The organism is Pseudoalteromonas sp. OF5H-5 (assembly GCF_021530695.1).
Classification (GTDB): Bacteria; Pseudomonadota; Gammaproteobacteria; order Enterobacterales; family Alteromonadaceae; genus Pseudoalteromonas.
The window spans coordinates 164,214-179,477 of the sequence record NZ_JAKGBF010000001.1; the positions used below are offsets into that span (position 1 = coordinate 164,214).

The following is a 15,264-nucleotide window of genomic DNA, read 5'->3' on the forward strand; positions in this document are numbered from 1 at the left end:
TTCTTAGCTTGGCGTAGCTATTTTATACGTCAGCTTAATATTCTCGATCTATGATGTATTTTGCTAAATCTGCAAGTATTTCTGTATTACCGTTGATACGTGTAAGCGCTTCTAAAGCTTCATCTATCAAGTGTTCAGCTTTTTCTTTTGCTTGTTCTAACCCCAATAATGCTGGATAGGTAGATTTATTATGTTCTAAATCAGAGCCTTGAGGTTTACCAAGCACAAATGTGTCACCTTCTACATCAAGAATGTCATCTCTGACTTGAAATGCAAGGCCAATTGCACGTCCATAAGTACGTATCGCATCACGTGCTTGCTCTGAAACACGTTCCGGATCGCTACATAAGATCCCAAGTTCTACTGCACAGCTTAGTAGTGCACCTGTTTTTAGCTTATGAATACGTTCGAGCTCATCTATCGTAATTAAACGATTGGTTGCTGCTATATCGAGTGCTTGACCGCCTATCATACCTTGTAGACCCGATGCCTTGGCTAGCACTGAAATCATTTTTATTTGGGCATGGTGGCTTACCGCGAATGGATGTTCACTTAGCAGTTCAAATGCCAGCGTTTGCAAAGCGTCACCAGCTAAAATCGCGGTCGCCTCATCGAATTGGATGTGGCAAGTTGGACGGCCGCGTCTGAGATCATCATCATCCATAGCAGGTAAATCGTCGTGCACCAAAGAGTAGCTATGCACACACTCTATTGCGGCTGCAGCTTTGTCTAAATCTTCTGGAGCAGCACCAAATAATTCACCAGTACAATACACTAAAAACGGTCGCAAGCGTTTGCCGCCGTTTTCTATACTATAGCGTGTAGCCGCTTTTATATTCTCTTCAGTTTCAAGCACACTATCAAAATAGTGTAAAACGGTGTTTTCTACACGAGTTTTAGCAAACTGGAGCTTTTCTTGTAATTTTTTCGACATTAGGCTTCGTTATCAAATGGCTGTAATTGTGCTTGTTCATCCTCGCCCATTAAAATAGCGACTTGTTGTTCAGCTTGCTGAAGTTTCTGATTTGAAGCTTTTGCGAGTTTTATCCCGCGTTCAAACTGTTTAAGTGCTTGATCTAAAGGTAAGCTACCGTTTTCCATGTCTGCAACGATTTGCTCCAGTTCTTGCATGGCTTCTTCAAAGCTCAAGTTGTCTGGTTTTTTTACTGCCATATGTCACGCTGACCCGTAAAGTAAAAGTGTGGCAATTTTAGGGTGATTGTGCGCCAAGGTCAAAAAAACCAGTGACTTTTTGATCTGACCGAGTATCAGCATTACAAGATCTGCTATAAACTCGCATTTTAAACACTTTTTAATATAATAGTGTTAAGTTGTAGAAAAACTTGCCGATAACTCAAACAACAATAACTGCGTGATTTATCACAAATAACTTCCCCCGGAGGACATGTGGATTTAGCAACGGTAATAGGGATCCTGGGTGCCATAGGTTTAATTGTAATGTCCATGGTACTAAGTAGTGATGGCCAGATCGCTATGTTCTATAACACGCCTTCCGTCGTTATCGTATTTGGTGGTTCAATTTTTATCGTATTGTCTAACTTTACGCTTGGACAGTTTTTCGGAATTGGAAAAGTGGCCGGGAAGGCCTTCATGTTCAAGATTGAAACTCCGGAAGAGCTGATTGAAAAAGCCGTTGAGCTTGCTGATTCAGCTCGCAAAGGTGGTTTTTTAGCGTTAGAAGAAGCCGAAATCCCCAACCAGTTTATGCGTAAAGGTGTCGATATGTTAGTCGATGGGCATGATGCTGATGTTGTGCGTGCCACATTGCAAAAAGATATTGCCCTAACGTCCTCAAGACACGAGTTAGGCGCTGGCTTATTTAAGTCCCTCGCCGATATCGCTCCTGCTATGGGGATGATTGGAACGCTCATCGGCCTAGTAGCGATGTTATCTAACATGGACGATCCAAAAGCAATTGGACCTGCTATGGCTGTTGCGCTTTTGACAACTTTATACGGTGCGTTTTTGGCTAACGTGGTTGCAATCCCAATTCAGGTTAAGCTTGAACTTCGTAAAGACGAAGAAGAGCGAAACCAGCGCCTTATCTTAGATGCAATCTTAGGCATTCAAGATGGCCAAAATCCAAAAGTCATTGAAGGTATCTTGAAAAACTATCTGCCAGAATCTAAACGTGGCGCTGAGGCTGAGGAATAATCATGTCAGATGAGAAAGAATGTAAATGTCCCCCCCCAGGTCTTCCTGCCTGGATGGGAACGTTTGCTGATCTCATGTCGTTGTTAATGTGCTTCTTCGTACTGCTATTGGCATTCTCCGAAATGGATGTACTGAAGTTTAAGCAAATTGCAGGATCGATGAAGTTTGCTTTTGGTGTGCAAAATAAAATTGAAGTAAAAGATATTCCTAAGGGGACCAGCGTGATTGCGATGGAATTTACTCCAGGAAAGCCAGAACCAACACCGATTGAAACGATTCAACAGCAAACCGTAGAAATGACGCAGCAAATGCTAGAGTTCCAAGCTGGTGACGAGGCTTCGGCGGGTGGCAGGCAGGAGCAACGAGGTAATAAGCGTGGTGGTGAGTCTGCCAGTACTGCACAGGAAATGGCGTCAACGCAAGCAATTGCTTCTGCGGACCAAGAGCAAGTAAACGAGCTCGTTAAAAAGATTGCACAGCAGCTAGAAAAGCAAATTATGGATGGTGCAATTGAACTCGAGTCATTAGGGCAGCAAATTATTATTCGCATCCAAGAAAATGGTTCTTTTCCTGCGGGAAGTGCGTTTCTACAACCTAAATTTGAACCTGTGATTGCCGAAATTGCAGAGCTGCTCAAAGATGTACCTGGTGAAATTACAGTGTCCGGTCACACTGATGACTTTAGAGTGACTAACGAACTTTATTCGAATAACTGGGATTTATCGGCAACTAGAGCGGTAGCCGTTGCGACTGTAATGGAGCGTGTCCGTGGCTTTGATAAGAACAGAATGGTTGTAGTTGGTCATGCAGACACTAGACCTTTAGTACCTAATGACAGCGATGCAGATAGGCGCCGAAACCGGCGTGTCGAAATCTCGATTTTACAGGGTAAAGCGAAAGAATCAGACCCTATTGAAGTTAGGAAAAATTAGTTACAGTTTGTTGCCAAATTACAGGGAATTCGCTATTGTTCCGTTTGGTTCTACTTAAAGGAGAAATAGAATGATTTCAATAAAAAAACCCCAAAATTATAGATTGCCAGGTGGTAACGGCGATGGTGGTGACGCCGATGATGGTTCTGTAGAAAAGAAGCCAGAGTAGCGTTTAGCTATGTTAGAAGCTTGGGAACCTATTCGTATATTTTTTGCACATAACAGTGTGTGGATTGCTTTGCTTTCTGTTTTTCTTTGCTTTGTGTTGAAAGATAAAAAGGCGCTTAGATATTCACTACTTGTTGCGATTTTTTATATTGTGGGTACGTTCTCGAGCGACTTTGTTCGCTCTATTGATGAGCACCAAGTCATCCGTTACGTATACTGGGCCTTGAATGACATCCTATTTATGGGGATTGTTGCGTATTGGGCTGTAAAAGATAAAATGTATATGTGGCAGAGTATATTAGCCCAGCTCGTTGTTTTACCCGCGCCTATTTTACAACTGTTTAGATTAACTGATTACCATTTAATGGATTTGAGTTATTCGACTTATTTATACGCAACTATCATACCCATCACCAATGTGGTGACTTTGTGTTTGGCTTTTGCTCCAATAATTATGTTTTGGAAGCTTCATTACATTAGCGATGATATGGAAAAAGCAGGAGCTAGCCGATAGTGTTCGGCCAGCTATTGAAAAATACTCACCCCAAACTAGGAATAAGGCCAGCCATTTGCATTAGCTGAGAGGTGATGATCATCACACCGAAAACAGCGGCAAGTCCTAGTCCAAGCGTACCTCCTTTAACCTGATATCCATCATTACCTCTGGTTTTTCTCTGTTTCCATACCATAGCAACTGGTAGAAATACCGCTAACACCACGAGCGCAATCGCTGCATATCCCAGTGCCATAATAAAGCCCTTTGGATAAAAGAGGGCAAAGCCAAGCGGTGGTAAAAAGGTAATGAATGCCGTTTTGATCCGGTCTTTCTTAGTATCTTGCTTCTTAAAGGCATCTGCAAAAAAGTCGAATAAGCCGAGACTCACGCCTAAGAATGAAGTCGCGAGAGCAAGATCTGCAAACACAGTTACAAATAATTGTACGTTGTCGTTGTGTGCGATAGAAGAAATACTGGTTACAAAACCCGGCAGTCCCTCACTTGCCATTAAGCTCTCTTGCCCCATAACACCTTGGCTTAGTAATTGCCAAAACACATAAATGATAAGGGGGAGGGAGGCACCAAACATCATCACCTTACGTAATTGACGAATATCTACACCAACGTACTTGACGATTGACGGGATTGAGCCATGAAACCCAAATGAAGTGAAAATTACAGGAATTGCCGCAATTACAAGCCCTTGCTCCACTGGCATATCGATAAGATGTTGGCCATGAACATAGGGAGTCAGGATAAAAAATAAACTCGCGAGCACGATAACTTTAATGGTAAATAGTAATTGGTTAAGCTTATCGACGGTACTTGTACCTAATGTCACTATGGTTGCAATGATAACAGCAAGTAGTACTGAACCGAGTTGGGGAGTGATCCCGTCACCCAATACACTAACTAGTTTGCTTTGAAGTTGTGCACCACCTCCCGCTATATAAGCTGCACACAGCGCATAGAATAAAAATACCATAGAAAAGTTAGCGACATATTGGCCCGATTTACCAAGTAAGTTTTTCGCCAGTGTATTTAGCGTAGCGTCTTGATCCGCGTACTGATGTATTTCCAGCATAAGTAAAGCGGTATAGGTCATTAGCAACCATGTGATTGTTAATAACGCGATAGCGGTAGAAAAGCCGAGTCCTGCGGATGCAATCGGGAGGGCGAGCATACCTGCGCCAATTGTAGTACCTGCTACAATTAGCATGCTGCCCAAAGTTTTATTCTTAAGCACGTTTTGCCCCTGATTATTATTATCTGGTGAGGCAAGATATAACGAATAGCACGGAATTGAAACCGTTTTGCTGCTAATACCAATTTGCGTATAAAATTCATGTGTCAAAAACAAATAAGCCGCATATCAATATGCGGCTTATTCTAATCACCAGTATTTCCATCCAGTGAATTTGTGCTTGTACCCTTAACTTTTATATAAAGTCTTCATCTCTCATGAAAATGCACCGTATCAAGCTAACTTACCTAAGAGTCTATTGTGCTCGTACTAAATTGTCAAACCAATCTTGACCTCTCGCACTGAGCGACTTTAGCACAATAAGGTCACTTTCACCGTCAGGTAGCTTCAACCTTAGATGCTCATCAAGCGCAATTGCACGTTCCAAATGGCTGCGGATCTCACCCAGCGTCCGGACCATACAATCTAGCTCCTCAGGTAAGCCTTCGCTAAAATCTATACGAGTCTGATAACAGGCTATATTCCAATGCATACGAGCTCTGACGGACTCACTCATATCTGAAATGGAAAGTGCGCTTTCTAGCAGCTTGATGGCTTCTGCGAGCTTACCATCTCGGCTGAGTGCTCTGGCTTTTATGCCAATTGCTCTTGCATGGTTTGGGTGAATGTTGGTAAGAATGTCATCACAAACCTTAATTGCTTCATCGTATTGTGTGTTTGCAATCAATTCCCTAGCACGTTGGAGTGCGATCTCTACGGTATTCTTACGTGCTATTTCATACTCTTCTTTAACCTTTTGTTGGATGTCATTGAATTCATCTTCGCCAACGTAGCGTTTGTAGGCGCTAGAAACGAGTCCTACACCGCCAAAACCGCTTAAAATAGAGAATGAAAAGATCTTAATCCAAGTCCAAAATGCTTTATCAGAACCGGTAATTGAGTCATTTTCCCGTTTCAGATTGTGCTCTACGACCACTTTGATAATGCGGTTGATCTCAACGGCATTATCGTTATGCGCAGATGAAAACATTGCCACGGGAATGAGTATCTCGTCATTGTTTTGATGGTGGGAGTCGTGCTCACCATTTTGATATGATTTAAATGCATACTTACTGACTGGGCTGAAGTCTGCAGCGCCCGCCATGGTGAGCACACCGATTGCCATAAATGCTGAGATCACACCGGCTAGAATGACACCGAATCCACCTAAGTCCCAATACTCTGGGGCGGCGCTATTCGCACTCTTAAACTTAGGTTTGCGAAACTTATATGACGACGTTGAACGCATCGCTTGTAAGAGCCCACCTAAGCTGCCTCCAAGCACCACAACGGCAATAAAAATAGCGTAAAAGCTGATTGGTCCGTATTCCATATTAAAGTTATGTCCGAAAATTAGGGAGCAGTTCTCTCAGGTTAAGTAACTGAACTTTGGCTATTTTACATTGAATTTACAAAAATGCGTAGGGGGAGAGTGGAAATTGCATGGATATTGCTCCTACTTACGGCTAGGAGCAATATACGTTTTACTTGAACTTAAGTTCAGGAGCAGCAGTTATTTTACTTCTTTACCGGCGGCTTGCTGATCTGCATGGTAGCTAGAGCGTACAAATGGTCCGCAAGCTGCGTGGCTAAAGCCTATTTCGTCGGCATACTCTTTTAGTCCATCAAACTCTGCCGGTGGCACGTAGCGCTTTACCGGTAAGTGGTGCTTTGAAGGTTGTAGGTATTGGCCTACTGTAAGCATATCTACGTTATGCTCGCGCAAGTCTCTTAAGACTTCTTCAATTTCAGAGATTTCCTCGCCTAGTCCGACCATCAAGCCAGATTTAGTTCTCACTTCTGGGTGCATTTCTTTAAAGCGGCGTAGCAATTCAAGTGACCATTTATAATCGGCACCCGGACGCGCTAGCTTGTAAAGTCTCGGTGCAGTTTCAAGGTTGTGGTTGAATACATCCGGTGGTGTTTCACTCAAAATTTCAAGTGCTCTGTCCATACGGCCGCGGAAATCAGGCACAAGAATTTCGATTGTAATACCTGGGTTATGCTTACGGATCTCACGAATACAGTCAGCAAAATGTTGTGCACCACCGTCGCGTAAATCATCACGGTCAACAGAGGTAATAACAACGTAGCTTAACTTCATGTCTTTGATAGTGAGCGCTAGCTTTTCAGGCTCTTGGGCGTCAGGTTTTAGTGGACGACCATGAGCCACATCGCAGAATGGACAGCGGCGAGTACAAATTGCACCTAAAATCATAAAGGTTGCTGTACCGTGATTAAAGCACTCAGAAAGGTTAGGGCATGACGCCTCTTCACAAACAGAGTGTAAGCCGTGCTTACGCATTGCTTGTTTAATGCCATCGATACGTTCACTTGATTTTGGCAAACGGATCTTTAACCACTCAGGCTTTCTCAGCATTTCTTCGCGTTCTGTTGGCATGACTTTTACTGGGATCAATGCCATTTTTTCAGCATCGCGGAGCTTTACCCCAGGCTCCATTTTGACTGGTTTACTCATACGTTTTCAAACCCTTCAGTGTATTCGACATGCTCAGCATTAATGCGTTTTAGCATGTGTTTTACCAGACCGGCCCCCGCATCAGCGACGGTTTGAGGTCCATTAATTTCGCTACTTTGCACCATATTCATGCCCGCGTAACCACAAGGGTTTATTCGTAAAAATGGACCAAGATCCATATTGACGTTGAGTGCGAGCCCATGAAATGAGCAGCCACGACGGACTCTAAGTCCAAGAGATGCTATCTTGCTATCGTTTACGTATACACCTGGTGCATCGGCTTTAGCGTAAGCCTTTATCCCATATTCTTTAAGGGAGTCGATTATGCTTTCTTCTAGCCAAGTGACGAGCTCACGTACCCCTATTTTCAATCGTCGTAAGTTGAGCAGCACATAAAGCATTTGTTGCCCAGGACCGTGATAGGTAACTTGACCGCCGCGATCCACTTTTACGACGGGAATGTCACCTGGCGCCAAAACATGCTCTTCTTTACCAGCTTGACCTTGTGTAAAAACAGGCTCATGTTCTACCAGCCAGATTTCATCCGCTGTGGTGTCATCACGCTCGTCGGTAAAAGATTGCATTTTGTGCCAAATTGGCTCGTAACGACAAAGGCCAAGTTGGCGCACAATTAACTTACGAGATTCCATAACTAGGGTCCTTACCAACTACAGGATGTAGCGGACGTCTTCGATGCCACCGATCTCGGTATAAATCTGCTCGATATGCTCTTTGCTGGTTACTGTAACGACTAGAGATACGGCTTCATAGGTGCCCTTACTGCTTGGTTTAACCTTTGGTGCATAATCACCAGGTGCAATAACCTGCAGTTTGGCTAGGATCTGATCCGTCAAATTGACATTTGCTAGGCCCATAATTTTGAATGTAAATGGGCAAGGAAATTCTAAGTATTCATCAAACTTAGTATTTTTAACTGGTTTTACCACGACGGTATCCTCACAACGAACTACTTGCTGACGCCTTTATTTGGTCACTTAGGGACTCTTTCAAGCCTTGAGTTTCCAAGGTCGTCATTTATTGGCCGCATTCTATCATTTTTAAGACAAAAAAAAACGTCCATACGCAGGACGTTTTTGCTAAGCCGTATAGAGCTTAGTGAGTGTTAGAGATTAAACCCTTACAATCATCGAAAACTTCTGAGGAGAGAATGAGAAGAAAAAAGTGACTATTGTTAGCAAAGGTTAGATCATCAAAGAAAAATTGCAATACCGTAATTACGAATAGTAGCAGTACAATTCCTGTTTTTTTTCGTTTAAAACTATTAATAATATTTTCTTTAGATTGTAAGAGCTTAGTATTTAAAACGAGTATTAATTGATAGATGATAGCGGCAATCACCATAAAATTGATTACTGTAACGAACACAGGGCGAAGTGGAAAAGCAATAAGACCAAGCAATATTACTACGAAAGCAAATAAATATCTCAAGTGTCCAAAGTTGTGACTTGATTCTAAGCTAGTATCGCTATTTTTTATTAAAGAATTTAACTCATAGAGCATGGAATAGAGTATTAAATAAAATCCAATATATGAAAGTTCTGGCATCTTTAAATGGTAGCTTAACGCAAGGCAGGCAAGATAAGCTATTGTGCTAATGTAGATATAAAATGGAGTGGACTTTATTTGTTCAATGAAAGTCATTAATTTATCCTTTTATTTTTCCATTTGATTCTATTGTTTTGTTTTATATAAATTAATTTAATGCTTGTCAGAGGTTGAAACCTTATAAAGAAAAGATGATTACATTCGATATTTGCGCTGTTTATCTAAATAGGCTAGTGCGAGAACTCTAAACTAGTTTAATCAGTTTCAAAAATATCCTCACTAATGATATGGTTTAAGTACTGCATGTAGCAGCTAAAAATAACCATATAATTAGCAGCCAACGCTCCTACGGGTATAGATAGAAAAGGTGTGGTGCACATAACAACAATGAGTACCAGGTTAACAGAAAGGATAAACCTCGACTTGGTTTTTAACCTCTCCTTTATCGCGTCAATAGCGGACATCTTTCTTATTTTATACACAATTCTTATAACATGGGCTGCTAATAACATAGCGAATGCAATATTAAAAAGTGTAAGTAGTAGGTATTCAAGGTGCAGCCCGGCAATACCTATACAAGCAAACGCTAGCATAAGTAGCAACTGTATCCAGTGCTGTTTACAGTAAGTTATGAGCGTAACTTTTGCACAAGCTCCTTGTTCTTTTGCCACTACGGATAATAAATCCCAAGCAGGTACAATTAGCGCCATATAAAAACCAATATATAAAAGCAGGCTTGACTTGTATAAAATAGCAGAGAAAAGCAGTAATACTGCAATAGTCAATTTGGCGACTGGTAAGCCTGGTTTTAGGTATATATGATCTATGTAGTTCATAGGAAAGCCTTTTGTGTATCACCTCTTAGATTAACATCTCTCTACTTCTTCTCATTCATAACAGTCATCACTGGTACAAGTCAGGATACTCTGCTGAACAAAAATCTCCGAAGAGCTACTGGGACCGCTGTCATTATTTCCACAGTCAAAAGGAGTTTCTACACTTCATCATTATTACCGCGATTGTCGCCATCATCACTTAAATATCCTTTTATTTATAATTCGAGTTTGTACCCGAAATTGATTATCACAAATTGTTTTTAAATTGTAAACTTAAAGGGAGTTTTCAGCCGTGTGGTATGTTGAAAAGGGGTCTTAGATTAGAAAGTATGAATGTCAGGAAAGTGAAGGGAAATAAATAAGCTTTATAGGAAAGATAAGCCAACCAGTTTGTCTCGGCTGGCCTATCAGATAAGGAATTACTGCGAGATCTGTAAACGTAGGTAGTCGTAGATCTTGCTAAAGAATCCACCTTCTTGGATCTCTTCAAGCGTAACCAGCGGGTATTGTGCTACGTCTTCACCTTCAAGCTGTAAGAACAAAGTACCAACTTTAGTACCTTTTGCTAGCGGCGCTTCGAGTGTTTTATCTAACTCAAAGTTAGCCTTTAAGTTCTTGCTTTGACCACGTGGAATAGTGATTGGCGTGTCTTCCATAATGCCAAGCGATACGGTTTCTTTGTTACCCATCCATACGCGCTGATCGGCAAAAGCGTCACCGGCTTGGTAAGGAGTAATGGTTTCAAAGAAACGGAAGCCGTAGTTAAGCAACTTTTTGCTTTCAACTTTACGTGCTCGCTCACTCTCAGTACCCATGACGACTGCAACAAGACGCATATCATCTTTAACCGCTGAAGTAACAAGGCTGTAGCCGGCATCTGAGGTGTGGCCGGTTTTAATGCCGTCCACTTCAAGGCTTGCATCCCAAAGTAGTGAGTTACGGTTATATTGCTTTATACCATTGTATGAAAAAGATTTTTTCTTGTATAAAGCGTATTCGTCAGGTACATCACGAATAAGTGCGGCACCTAGAGTCGCCATGTCTCTTGGAGTGGTGTAATGCTCATCGGTGTCTAGGCCATGGCTATTGATAAAGTGACTATTCGTCATGCCTAGCTTTTCAGCATGTGCATTCATCAGATCGGCAAACGCACTTTCGCTACCAGCAATGTGCTCGGCCATTGCAACACAAGCATCATTGCCAGATTGAATAATGATCCCGTGGTTTAAGTCATCGACACTGACCTGCTTACCGACTTCGATAAACATCACCGACGAACCGGGAAAATTCTTAGCCCATGCTTTTTCACTAATGGTGACCTGATCAGATGGACTAATGTTACCTGCCGCGATTTCAGTACCAATAACATAACTGGTCATCATTTTGGTTAAACTTGCAGGCGCTAGCTTAGTATCGGCTTCACCCTCTGCAATCACCTTTCCTGTTGTGAAATCTACAAGGAAATAGCCTTTCGCATTGATTTGCGGCGGTGAAGGAATAATTTGTGCACTGGCACTCATAATAGAGAAAGTGCACACCAGTCCAAGGACTTTTTTAACGATTTTTGGTTTGATAGAAGTCATTATGCTCGCTTTTTTGTTTATCGGCATTCATTGCGGTTATTCTAAAGTTCCTGCTCACTGTAAAGCAAGAAAGCACGACTAAATTGACCTTGTTGTAAGGTTTTTAGTAAAGATTGTGCTTGATTGTCGTCGGTAATTGGGCCGACTCTAAGCTTGTACAGGTTGTTTTCAAACGTGATGGGTGTACCTAACCCCAATTCTTGTTTTAACTGACCTGCTAATAACTGTATGTTCTCAAGTTTACTGCCTGCAGCAACTTGCACATAGGTTAGCCTTGGAGACTCGCGCGATAGAGTAATGGCTTCGACCTTAACGCGCGCTGTACCCTGAAGGTGATAGCCTAACTTGTAGGCGGCAGCGTAAGACAGGTCGATTATTCTATCGTCGTGGAATGGACCTCGGTCGTTAATTCTAACGATAGCAGAGCGTCCGTTGTCTAAGTTTGTTACTTTAGCAAAGCTAGGGAGTGGCAGCGTTTTATGTGCCGCTGTCATATCGAACATATTAAAAATTTCACCATTGGAGGTGTGGTAGCCATGGAATTTACGGCCATACCACGAGGCAATGCCTTGTTGTTGATACCCATGTTCGTCTGAGATTGGTGTGTAACGTTTTCCAAGAACAGTGTAGGGGCGATTGGCACTCACGCTCTTTTTCTCATTGGTGACAATGGCATCTTGCATTTCCAGTTCGGTAGGTTCGCGCAGTGGCGCTTTATCATGGCGAATATGATAGCGACTTCCACAAGCGCTGAGCACGCTTAACAGGGCAAATACTAAAACCAGTTTTGAAATTAGGGTAATACGAACTGTCATTATTTTAACAACATCCTCTTATCTGTTGCGATTGCCATAATAATGCCAAAACCGGCCATTAAGGTCACCATCGATGTGCCACCATAGCTAATTAGGGGCAGAGGTACACCGACTACTGGCAAGAGACCAGAAACCATTCCGATATTTACAAAGACATAGACGAAGAAGGTCAACGTCAGTGCTCCCGCAAGCAACTTACTGAAAGCGTCTTGTGCCTGTACTGCGATATATAATCCGCGACCAATTATAAAAAGATACAAACTGAGTAATATGGTGACACCCAACAAGCCAAATTCTTCGCTCAGCACCGAGAAGATAAAGTCGGTATGGCGCTCGGGTAAAAACTCTAATTGAGATTGGGTGCCATGTAGCCAACCTTTGCCTTCCACGCCACCGGAGCCTATCGCAATTTTCGATTGGATTATATGGTAACCAGAGCCCAGCGGGTCGCTTTCTGGATCTAAAAAGGTCAGAACACGTTGCTTTTGATAGGCATGCATTCCGTAATGCCAAAACGCATAGCCACCGGGAACCGCAAGTAATAAACCAGAGCCGATTAAACGCCAACTTAACCCAGCTAAAAAGAGCGCAAAAATACCAGAGCTGGCGATTAAGATAGAAGTACCCAAGTCGGGTTGCTCTTTGATCAGGATGGTCGGTACTAACACAATCACAAAACCGATTGTTAAATTCAAAATACTAGGAGGTAAGTGAGAGCGGCCAATAAACCAAGCGACCGTCATGGGCACTGCTAGCTTCATTATTTCAGAAGGTTGAAAGCGGGTAACACCTAAGTCGAGCCAGCGCTGAGCCCCTTTACTACTGACTCCAAAAAACAGCACGGCGACGAGCATGCCAAGACCTAAGAGGTAAACCGGAATTGCCACACGCTTAAGTGTATTAGGGGAAAACTGCGCCATAAATAGCATGGCAACTAATGCACCAAACATGCGTGTGCCGTGGCGCATCATCATGCCCATATCTTGTCCACTAGCACTATAAACAATCGCAAGGCTACCAATCATCATAGTGAGCAAGGCTGTAAATAATGGAAGGTCGATATGGACTTTTTCAAATAGCGAACGCGGCTTATTCAGCGGGCTCATTGCTGTTGCTCCTTCTCAAGCGGATAGGCTGAAAAGTAATAATCCATCACTTGTCTTGCCATTGGCGCTGCGATAGCACTACCACCACCTTGGTTTTCGACAACCACAGTGATAACAATTTGAGGGTCATCAAAAGGTGCAAAACCTACGTAGATACCATTGTCTCTGTGTTTTTCTTTTAGCTTTTTGGCATCGTACCTTTCGCCCTGAGCAATGCTGACAACTTGTGCGGTGCCTGTTTTACCTGCGTGGTCATAGGTCACGCCCTTAAATGCACTTTTCGCGGTACCTATTTTTACTGTGTTGTGCATGGCTTTTAACGCGATATCCCAGTGATAAGGATTTTTCAACACTACAGGTGGTTTTTCTTCCGTAAATAATTGTTCTACTTCAGTGTCTTGCTTAGAAATTTGTACTAAGTGAGGCTGGCGGTGTATGCCTTTATTGACCAAAATGCTCAGCGAGTTCGCTATTTGCATTGGAGTGGCAGTCCAGTAGCCTTGTCCTATCCCAACGGAAATCGTATCTCCCGGGTACCACGACTCTTTAAAACGTTCTCTTTTCCATTCAACGGATGGCAAAATGGCGGAGGTTTCTTCATGAATATCGATACCCGAAAGCTCACCAAAGCCAAACTGGTTCATAAAGTCGCTAATTTTAGTTATGCCGAGTTTATATGCAGCTTCATAAAAATAGGTGTCGCAAGACTGCTCAATAGCCTTATACACATCAACATGCTCATGGCCCCAAGGACGCCAGTCACGCCATTTATGTTTTACATTGGGAATTTGAAAAAAGCCAGGATCCCAAATTTTGGTTGTTTCGGTGACAACACCTTCTTCCAGCGCAAGCACAGCAAGATGGGGTTTCACTGTGGAAGCTGGTGCATAACGGCCTTGAGTTGCACGGTTGATAAGCGGTCTGTCTGGGTTGAGCAAGGCTCGGTAGTCTTTGCCGCTGATCCCGTGAACGAACAGATTCGGGTCGTAACTTGGGTTAGAATAGAGCGCTAAAATTCCACCATCGCGTGGATCCATAACGATGATCGCGCCTCGGGTGTCTTTTAGCACATGCTGGACGATTTGTTGCAAGCCGATATCAAGCGTTAGTACCAAGTCTTTACCTGGTTGCGGCGTTTCCATGCTTAATGTGCGAATGATACGGCCGCGATTATTCACCTCGACGCGGCGAGAGCCCACAATGCCGTGCAGCTGTTCTTCATAAAACTTCTCGACACCGAGCTTACCGATATCATGGGTGGCACGATAGTTAGTGTCTTTGCCTTCTAGTTCTAAGTCAAAGAGTTCCTCTTTATTGAGCTTTGCGACATAGCCAAGGGCATGAGTGAGGGTATCGCCATAAGGATAATAACGGGACAATCGAGCTTCAACGCTAAAGCCAGGCAGGCGGTGTTGGTTCACCGACAAAATTGCAACTTCTTCTTCATTCAAGCGGCCCTTTAGTACTTGACTTTTGAAGCGGCGGTTATGCTTGATTTCCTTTTTGAAATCTTCTACTTCTTGCTCAGAAATTTCGATGAGTTGACGTACAGAAGCTAATGATGCTTCGAGATCTTCGACATCTTCTGGGATCACTTCAAGGTTGTAAACGGGGCGGTTTTCGGCGAGCAAGACACCATTGCGGTCATAAATCAGACCACGATTAGGGGCGACAGGAATGACTTTTATACGGTTATCGTTAGAGCGGGTACGATAGGTCTCGTGCTCAGTCACCTGAAGCTTGTAGACGTTGTGAAACAAGATCCCAACAATAATAACGACAAAAACAAAGCCGACAAAGGCCCGTCTCGCGAAGAGGTTAGCCTCGGCAGAATGATCCCTAATCGTCGGCCGTTTTTTTATCAT

At 42.9% G+C, this 15,264-nt stretch carries 16 protein-coding genes; 3 read left to right on the forward strand and 13 right to left on the reverse strand.

The window, feature by feature from the left end; translation table 11 throughout:
• Positions 1 to 34: 34 nt before the first annotated feature.
• Entirely contained in the window at positions 35 to 934 is a 900-nt protein-coding gene (gene ispA, locus L1271_RS00740; protein ID WP_102057343.1) for a (2E,6E)-farnesyl diphosphate synthase, read from the reverse strand.
• Positions 934 to 1,173 (reverse strand): exodeoxyribonuclease VII small subunit, encoded by a 240-nt coding sequence (gene xseB, locus L1271_RS00745; protein ID WP_010606139.1) that lies wholly within the window; start codon positions 1,171 to 1,173, stop codon positions 934 to 936. Before xseB ends, ispA begins: the two co-directional genes overlap by 1 nt.
• A 234-nt stretch (positions 1,174 to 1,407) precedes the next feature.
• Here xseB and pomA point away from each other — a divergent pair, with 234 nt between their 5' ends.
• From pomA to L1271_RS00760, 3 genes are all read left to right on the forward strand, one after another.
• Entirely contained in the window at positions 1,408 to 2,175 is a 768-nt protein-coding gene (pomA, locus tag L1271_RS00750; RefSeq protein ID WP_010606140.1) for a flagellar motor protein PomA, read from the forward strand.
• Positions 2,176 to 2,177: 2 nt separating this feature from the next.
• Entirely contained in the window at positions 2,178 to 3,107 is a 930-nt protein-coding gene (locus L1271_RS00755; RefSeq protein ID WP_010606141.1) for a flagellar motor protein MotB, read from the forward strand.
• Between the two features lie 178 nt (positions 3,108 to 3,285).
• Complete coding sequence (locus L1271_RS00760) at positions 3,286 to 3,789, forward strand: hypothetical protein (RefSeq protein ID WP_147389350.1); 504 nt, start codon at positions 3,286 to 3,288, stop codon at positions 3,787 to 3,789.
• 25 nt (positions 3,790 to 3,814) lie between these two features.
• Here the strand turns inward: L1271_RS00760 and L1271_RS00765 are convergent, their stop codons facing one another.
• The 11 genes from L1271_RS00765 to mrdA form a co-directional block, all read right to left on the reverse strand.
• Entirely contained in the window at positions 3,815 to 5,017 is a 1,203-nt protein-coding gene (locus L1271_RS00765) for an aromatic amino acid transport family protein (protein WP_199539660.1), read from the reverse strand.
• A 253-nt stretch (positions 5,018 to 5,270) separates the two neighbouring features.
• Positions 5,271 to 6,347: a tetratricopeptide repeat protein gene (locus L1271_RS00770; protein WP_017216359.1), complete on the reverse strand. Its 1,077-nt coding sequence runs from the start codon at positions 6,345 to 6,347 to the stop codon at positions 5,271 to 5,273.
• A gap of 180 nt (positions 6,348 to 6,527) precedes the next feature.
• Positions 6,528 to 7,493, reverse strand: a complete 966-nt coding sequence (lipA, locus tag L1271_RS00775) for a lipoyl synthase (RefSeq protein ID WP_102057338.1) — start codon at positions 7,491 to 7,493, stop codon at positions 6,528 to 6,530.
• A complete protein-coding gene (gene lipB / locus L1271_RS00780; protein WP_235366554.1) occupies positions 7,490 to 8,143 on the reverse strand; it encodes a lipoyl(octanoyl) transferase LipB in 654 nt (217 codons plus the stop codon). Before lipB ends, lipA begins: the two co-directional genes overlap by 4 nt.
• 18 nt (positions 8,144 to 8,161) lie before the next feature.
• Complete coding sequence (ybeD, locus tag L1271_RS00785) at positions 8,162 to 8,440, reverse strand: DUF493 family protein YbeD (protein ID WP_010606146.1); 279 nt, start codon at positions 8,438 to 8,440, stop codon at positions 8,162 to 8,164.
• 166 nt (positions 8,441 to 8,606) lie between these two features.
• Positions 8,607 to 9,155 carry a hypothetical protein gene (locus L1271_RS00790; protein ID WP_235366555.1) on the reverse strand — a complete coding sequence of 183 codons (549 nt, stop codon included), beginning with the start codon at positions 9,153 to 9,155 and terminating at the stop codon, positions 8,607 to 8,609.
• A 158-nt stretch (positions 9,156 to 9,313) separates the two neighbouring features.
• Entirely contained in the window at positions 9,314 to 9,895 is a 582-nt protein-coding gene (locus L1271_RS00795; protein WP_102057335.1) for a hypothetical protein, read from the reverse strand.
• A gap of 419 nt (positions 9,896 to 10,314) precedes the next feature.
• Positions 10,315 to 11,478: a serine hydrolase gene (locus tag L1271_RS00800; protein ID WP_102057334.1), complete on the reverse strand. Its 1,164-nt coding sequence runs from the start codon at positions 11,476 to 11,478 to the stop codon at positions 10,315 to 10,317.
• A 41-nt stretch (positions 11,479 to 11,519) separates the two neighbouring features.
• Positions 11,520 to 12,293: a septal ring lytic transglycosylase RlpA family protein gene (locus tag L1271_RS00805; protein ID WP_235366556.1), complete on the reverse strand. Its 774-nt coding sequence runs from the start codon at positions 12,291 to 12,293 to the stop codon at positions 11,520 to 11,522.
• Entirely contained in the window at positions 12,293 to 13,399 is a 1,107-nt protein-coding gene (gene rodA / locus L1271_RS00810; RefSeq protein ID WP_102057333.1) for a rod shape-determining protein RodA, read from the reverse strand. The genes L1271_RS00805 and rodA overlap by 1 nt, the downstream gene beginning before the upstream one ends.
• Positions 13,396 to 15,264 (reverse strand): penicillin-binding protein 2, encoded by a 1,869-nt coding sequence (gene mrdA / locus L1271_RS00815; protein WP_235366557.1) that lies wholly within the window; start codon positions 15,262 to 15,264, stop codon positions 13,396 to 13,398. The genes rodA and mrdA overlap by 4 nt, the downstream gene beginning before the upstream one ends.

Bases quoted from the DNA above. Each gene is read 5' to 3' on its own strand.
- ispA (WP_102057343.1), bottom strand. From the start codon at position 934: ATGTCGAAAAAATTACAAGAAAAGCTCCAGTTTGCTAAAACTCGTGTA.
- L1271_RS00790 (WP_235366555.1), bottom strand. From the start codon at position 9,155: ATGACTTTCATTGAACAAATAAAGTCCACTCCATTTTATATCTACATT.
- lipA (WP_102057338.1), bottom strand. From the start codon at position 7,493: ATGAGTAAACCAGTCAAAATGGAGCCTGGGGTAAAGCTCCGCGATGCT.
- L1271_RS00755 (WP_010606141.1), top strand. From the start codon at position 2,178: ATGTCAGATGAGAAAGAATGTAAATGTCCCCCCCCAGGTCTTCCTGCC.
- L1271_RS00805 (WP_235366556.1), bottom strand. From the start codon at position 12,293: ATGACAGTTCGTATTACCCTAATTTCAAAACTGGTTTTAGTATTTGCC.
- L1271_RS00760 (WP_147389350.1), top strand. From the start codon at position 3,286: ATGTTAGAAGCTTGGGAACCTATTCGTATATTTTTTGCACATAACAGT.
- L1271_RS00800 (WP_102057334.1), bottom strand. From the start codon at position 11,478: ATGACTTCTATCAAACCAAAAATCGTTAAAAAAGTCCTTGGACTGGTG.
- xseB (WP_010606139.1), bottom strand. From the start codon at position 1,173: ATGGCAGTAAAAAAACCAGACAACTTGAGCTTTGAAGAAGCCATGCAA.
- L1271_RS00770 (WP_017216359.1), bottom strand. From the start codon at position 6,347: ATGGAATACGGACCAATCAGCTTTTACGCTATTTTTATTGCCGTTGTG.
- mrdA (WP_235366557.1), bottom strand. From the start codon at position 15,264: ATGATAAAAAAACGGCCGACGATTAGGGATCATTCTGCCGAGGCTAAC.
- rodA (WP_102057333.1), bottom strand. From the start codon at position 13,399: ATGAGCCCGCTGAATAAGCCGCGTTCGCTATTTGAAAAAGTCCATATC.
- lipB (WP_235366554.1), bottom strand. From the start codon at position 8,143: ATGGAATCTCGTAAGTTAATTGTGCGCCAACTTGGCCTTTGTCGTTAC.
- L1271_RS00795 (WP_102057335.1), bottom strand. From the start codon at position 9,895: ATGAACTACATAGATCATATATACCTAAAACCAGGCTTACCAGTCGCC.